This is a genomic window from Frankia sp. Cppng1_Ct_nod (assembly GCF_920656135.1).
Taxonomy (GTDB): Bacteria; Actinomycetota; Actinomycetes; order Frankiales; family Frankiaceae; genus Protofrankia; species Protofrankia meridionalis.
Window position 1 is genome coordinate 5,094 of sequence record NZ_CAKKTK010000117.1, and the last position, 4,513, is coordinate 9,606.

Genomic DNA, 4,513 nt, shown 5'->3' on the forward strand with positions numbered 1-4,513 from the left:
AACGGCAGCCCGACCCGCGAACGCACCCCGCCCGCCCCGCCGCCGGTCGACTAAGCGGCACTCCCACCCCCGGCAACCCGCGCCCACAGACAGGCAGCCCCCGCACCCGGTCCGGGTGTGGGGGCTGCCGTCGGTAGAGCAGGGTTACGCCGTGCCGCCGGTGATCGTCGGTGCGGCGGTGACGATCGGGACGCCCGCGCGCTGCGGGCTGTAGGCGACGGTGAACCCGGCGGCGTCCAACACCCCGGCCACCGCCGTGGCCATCACGGGCGCGGCGTAGCGGCCACCCGCACCGGTCTCGCCGGTCGCGCGGACATGGGTTGCCCGGTGGCGGGCGCCTGGACTCGCTTCGGTGTGCTCGGACGGGCCTACGTGGAGTTCGCCACCACCGAACCCGGCTGGTTCCGGACGGCGTTCGCCGTGCCGCGCACCATGCACACCTTCGCCCCGTGCGAAGGAACGGGCGCCAGCGGGCTCGGCCCCTACGAACTGCTCGGCGCCCGGCTCGACGAGCTAGTCGAGGTCGGCGCGATCCCGCCCGAACGCCGCCCCGAGGCCGAGTATTCGGCCTGGTCAGCTGTGCACGGCTTGTCGACGCTGCTCAACGACGGGCCGCTGCGCGACCTCCCCGCCGCCGAACGTGAGCGCGCCCTGCGGACCGTCCTCGGCCTCGTCGCCCGCGGACTGTGACCCGGCCCCGTCACCGTTGCTAGGGACGCGCCCATGACCACTCACAGATCCGTAGTTTGCTCGCGATCATCCGTGGACGTCCGCTTGGGTTCGCCGAGTCCGGCGAGCTGGGGTCGGATGTCCGTGGACGCTTGCTGATGTACGTGGTTGTCCGTCGGCTCGGCTTTCAGTTTGCCTGTCAAGGCTGGACCGGACGACTAGCACGATCGAGTGAACTCGACCGACGGTGCGAGGCAAGCCTGACAGTCTGGGGCTGGTGACCGGCCCTTCGGCGGAGACTGGCTCTTGTCCCCTCTGCGGGCTTGGGTGGATCTGCCATCAGGGCCGGAACTTTTCGATCTGAGTGTTCGAGATCAGGTCGCCAAGCGAGTTAGCGGTAAAAACCTTGCCGTGGGTCGCTAGCAACAGGTCCTTGAGATCCTGGCGACGAACCCCGAACCCACGTCCATCGATGCAGGCAACTACCTGAAACGTCGGCTTGCTTTCGGCGAGCCGCTGATCCCTCATGCTTGCCAGGCGAAGAATACGTGAAATCTTGTCTCGCGCGGTGCCATCGTCGCCAGTGATCTTGGCTTCAATGATGACTGTCGGGGCGAGCTCATCGGGGATGAAGAAGTCTGGAGCCTGGTCGAACCCGGGAACACGCTCGGCCCGCTTGGTTTTGCGAAAAGGAATTCGCGACGAGGAGAGCTGCTCTTCGATGGCGGACTCCATGACGTCGCCAACCAGCTCCGAGACCGAGTCGCGATGACTGGCGAATGGCCGACCGAGGAAACGCTCATAGAGCAAGACCGCGTACGGAACGTGTTGCTGAGCGACGTAGCGAATGCTGTCGAGGCCCTCCTTGGTGTCGATCTTCTCAAGTCGATGGATCAAGCCATCGGGAGCTTCATCCGCACCGCCAAGGATCGCCGTGCATGCGCTCCTAAGTAGAAGTGTTGTGCGCTCGATTGTCATCGCAGTCTTGCCTGTAGAGGTGGTGAAAAAATCGTGGTTTCGCTTCACTTTGCCGTCGAGCCCGCGACCCCAGTTACTCGGCAGCCTGACGCCGGTTTCCTCGAACGTCAGGTCTTCCCACTCCGGTGGCGACACGCCAAGAACGCAGCGGATGACCACGAGCGCCAGTGCGTTTTCCTGTAGAGCCGTCCAGCACTGGTCGACGCTGATGCTATTGAAGCCATCGGTTGCGTGCCTCAGGGCTTCGTAGCCAGCGAGGAACTCAAGGTAAGTTACGAACGATGGTCCACGAGGCAACAGCATGAACTGACTGGTCAGATCCGAGAACGTCACGGTTACCATCTCGTCGAGCTGGGCCAGAAGTTCGTCGTTCGTCAGCTGATACGGGCGCGTCTCACTCATCCGACAACCACAACAACTCGCCGCGTCGCGGCAGTCACAAGATCAGCCATGTGGGCCGTGACGGTGGCGATGCGATCAACTGTCGGCACAGTCTTGTCCCAGCCATGGATGAGGTCTCGAACCGTCTGGCCGGCGATGTGTCCAGCCTGCAGGCAAGCGATGTCGCCGAGAGTGCATTTGTAGTTGGCTTTGAGCATCGAGGCCACATCCTGCTCGACCAGCTCGCGCACGTCCTCGCTTCGGTGCGGCGGTTCGTTTCTGTCCACGAACTTCATCGGTCGGCAAACGAATACCGAATCGAGAATCGACGAGCTTGTCCCAGCGATATGAAGTGATGCCGCCATCTCTGCCGGCGCCGGCAGAGTGGCTGTGCAACTCAGACCGGCGTCAAGTAGGCTAACTACTAGAGGCGCATAGGCCGACACCTGATTGTGGTGGTAAGTGAAGACGAGTGGAGCTTCATCCTTGAGCGCGTAGCTCATCCGCTGGAACACCGCGCTGATCCCGGCCGTGAACTCGACCAAGCCGCGGCCCAGTGTGTCGTTGCCGGTCAGTTCATGTTCGGTACGGGTCGAAGATCGTTCAAAGGCTGGGATCTCACCCTCCAGGAGGGCTCGTAGCCAGATGAAGCAGAAGTCCATCAGCTCGGCATACTGCACGTTGTCGAAGTACGGCGGGTCAGTAAACACGCCATCTAGTGATCGCCTGGCCAGCGGCACGTCTTGAGAAGGCGCGCAGTCCAACCAGGCTTCAGACGGCTCGGGGTTGCGAGCGACCAGCTTGCCTTCGGCGCTTTCCCCCACGATCGGGATGAGTCGCTTGCGCTTGTCATCATGCGACGTCTCGAATGGATGTTGCGCGTAGTCCTTGGCCTTGCGAAACTTCTCAATGAAGTGAACGAACGATCCGGACCCAACCCTGGGGATGCCGGGCAAGTTGTTTTCGCAAGCGATCAAGCCAACAGGGAAGCCGTGAACAGCAAAGATGTCCTGACATTTTAGTGCGTAGGTGTCGTAACGGCAGAGCAAGTTCTGGTAGCGCAGGAAGTCGCTGAATACGGTGGCCAGGGCATGGCGATTGCGTTGGTCCGGTACGTCTCGGATTAGGCGAAGCAGCGTACTCAATCCGATCAACTGACGGTCGTTGAACATGTCCCGGTACTTGTAGTAGCCCCAACGCAGCAGTCGAGTGGTCTCGTCCCCTTCGGGGATCTCGTCACTCGGGATGTCCCGATCATCGGCTTCGAGCCTAGCTTCTGCGGTCCGCACGCGCTCATGGTCGGCATCGTCGGGCGTCTTGAACTGGCGACCCTTGAGGCTCTTGTAGCAAGTCGCGCACTGGTACTCGATGGCGAAGAGTCTGTGCTCGGGCGGCGTAGCCAGCTGGGAAACGCAAGCGAAGGTGGTGTCGCAGACCAGACACGTGGCCTTGCCTCGGCTTACATTGCCGCGGAGCGAGATCGAGCAGTCCGGGCAGTGCGGGTCTTTGGTGGGTTCGAGCTCTTGCAGTCGGTCGCAGGTCGGACAATGGAAAACCTCACGAGGGTGGCGAACTGCCTCGGCCACCCGGTAGCCGGGGAACAGCGAAACCGTCGAGGCGCAGTTCGGGCAAGCACAGATCTTCACCCAAAGGAAGTACTTGACCGCTGCATCGCCGTCGCAGTGTTCACAGCGCGTCCGGTAGAGGTCACCGACCTCGTCTAGGAGCGCCAGCCGGACCTTCTCGCCCACGGCCGCAAACTCGTCCAGATCGATCTCTTCAACGGCTTGTCGGACGAGCCAATAGGCCATCGGGTTGACGTCTCGACCCATCACGCCGGCCCCGAGCCGGAGGGCTTCAAAGATCGTCGTGCCACCTCCCATGAACGGGTCCGCGATAACCGCGTCGATGTCGTGAGACTCCCAGAAGTCCTCGCTCAGGGGCTTGGAGCCGAACTCGCTGAGCAGCAGATTACGAAAGAGTGTTCCCGGGCGTCGGGCGAACCACTTGTGGATCGAAATGATCGGCCGGTAGCTCTGCTGGACCTGCTTCTCACGGAGCGCCAGGCGGGCTGTGAAGCCCGCGTCGAAGCGCGTTTCGAGCGCAAACGGTGTCCGCTGGCCGTCCTGCTTCGGCAAGGAACGCTCTTCTCATCTCGGTGGGGAAGCCTGGCCTCAAGACGCTACCTGGGAGGTCCGACACCTCTCATCAGGCGAGATCGACCCGCCGCTCCACCACCTTAAAGGTGACTTTTCTCCCTGGCCCAGATCTTTCATGGGTCGGGAGTGGCGGAGCCCTGACCCCTGACTGCCCGTCTTGATGTTGAGTTGTGGCTCGTACCTCGAACCCGCATTCGAACGTTGACCCTTCTGCAGGGTACGGCTTCGCGGTCTTGACTCGGTCGGCGGGATCTCCCGACCGCTGGTCGGTTTCTTCGCGTGCATGTACTACGCGGGGATGCGGCCGGCGGAGGTGAACACGCTCC

At 62.6% G+C, this 4,513-nt stretch carries 4 protein-coding genes; 1 reads left to right on the forward strand and 3 read right to left on the reverse strand.

The features are described from left to right. Positions 1-144: 144 nt before the first annotated feature. Positions 145-267 (reverse strand): hypothetical protein, encoded by a 123-nt coding sequence (locus NBW77_RS22185; RefSeq protein ID WP_284346972.1) that lies wholly within the window; start codon positions 265-267, stop codon positions 145-147. Positions 268-327: 60 nt separating this feature from the next. On the opposite strand from NBW77_RS22185, the gene NBW77_RS21085 reads away from it, so the two are divergent. Further along, positions 328-690 (forward strand): TetR-like C-terminal domain-containing protein, encoded by a 363-nt coding sequence (locus NBW77_RS21085; protein ID WP_250280207.1) that lies wholly within the window; start codon positions 328-330, stop codon positions 688-690. Positions 691-1,008: 318 nt separating this feature from the next. Here NBW77_RS21085 and NBW77_RS21090 read toward each other — a convergent pair whose 3' ends face one another. Further along, positions 1,009-2,049 carry a hypothetical protein gene (locus tag NBW77_RS21090; protein ID WP_131745092.1) on the reverse strand — a complete coding sequence of 347 codons (1,041 nt, stop codon included), beginning with the start codon at positions 2,047-2,049 and terminating at the stop codon, positions 1,009-1,011. Further along, on the reverse strand, positions 2,046-4,166 hold the full coding sequence (locus tag NBW77_RS21095; RefSeq protein WP_250280208.1) for a hypothetical protein: 2,121 nt from the start codon (positions 4,164-4,166) through the stop codon (positions 2,046-2,048). The genes NBW77_RS21090 and NBW77_RS21095 overlap by 4 nt, the downstream gene beginning before the upstream one ends. Between the last annotated feature and the right edge of the window lie 347 nt (positions 4,167-4,513).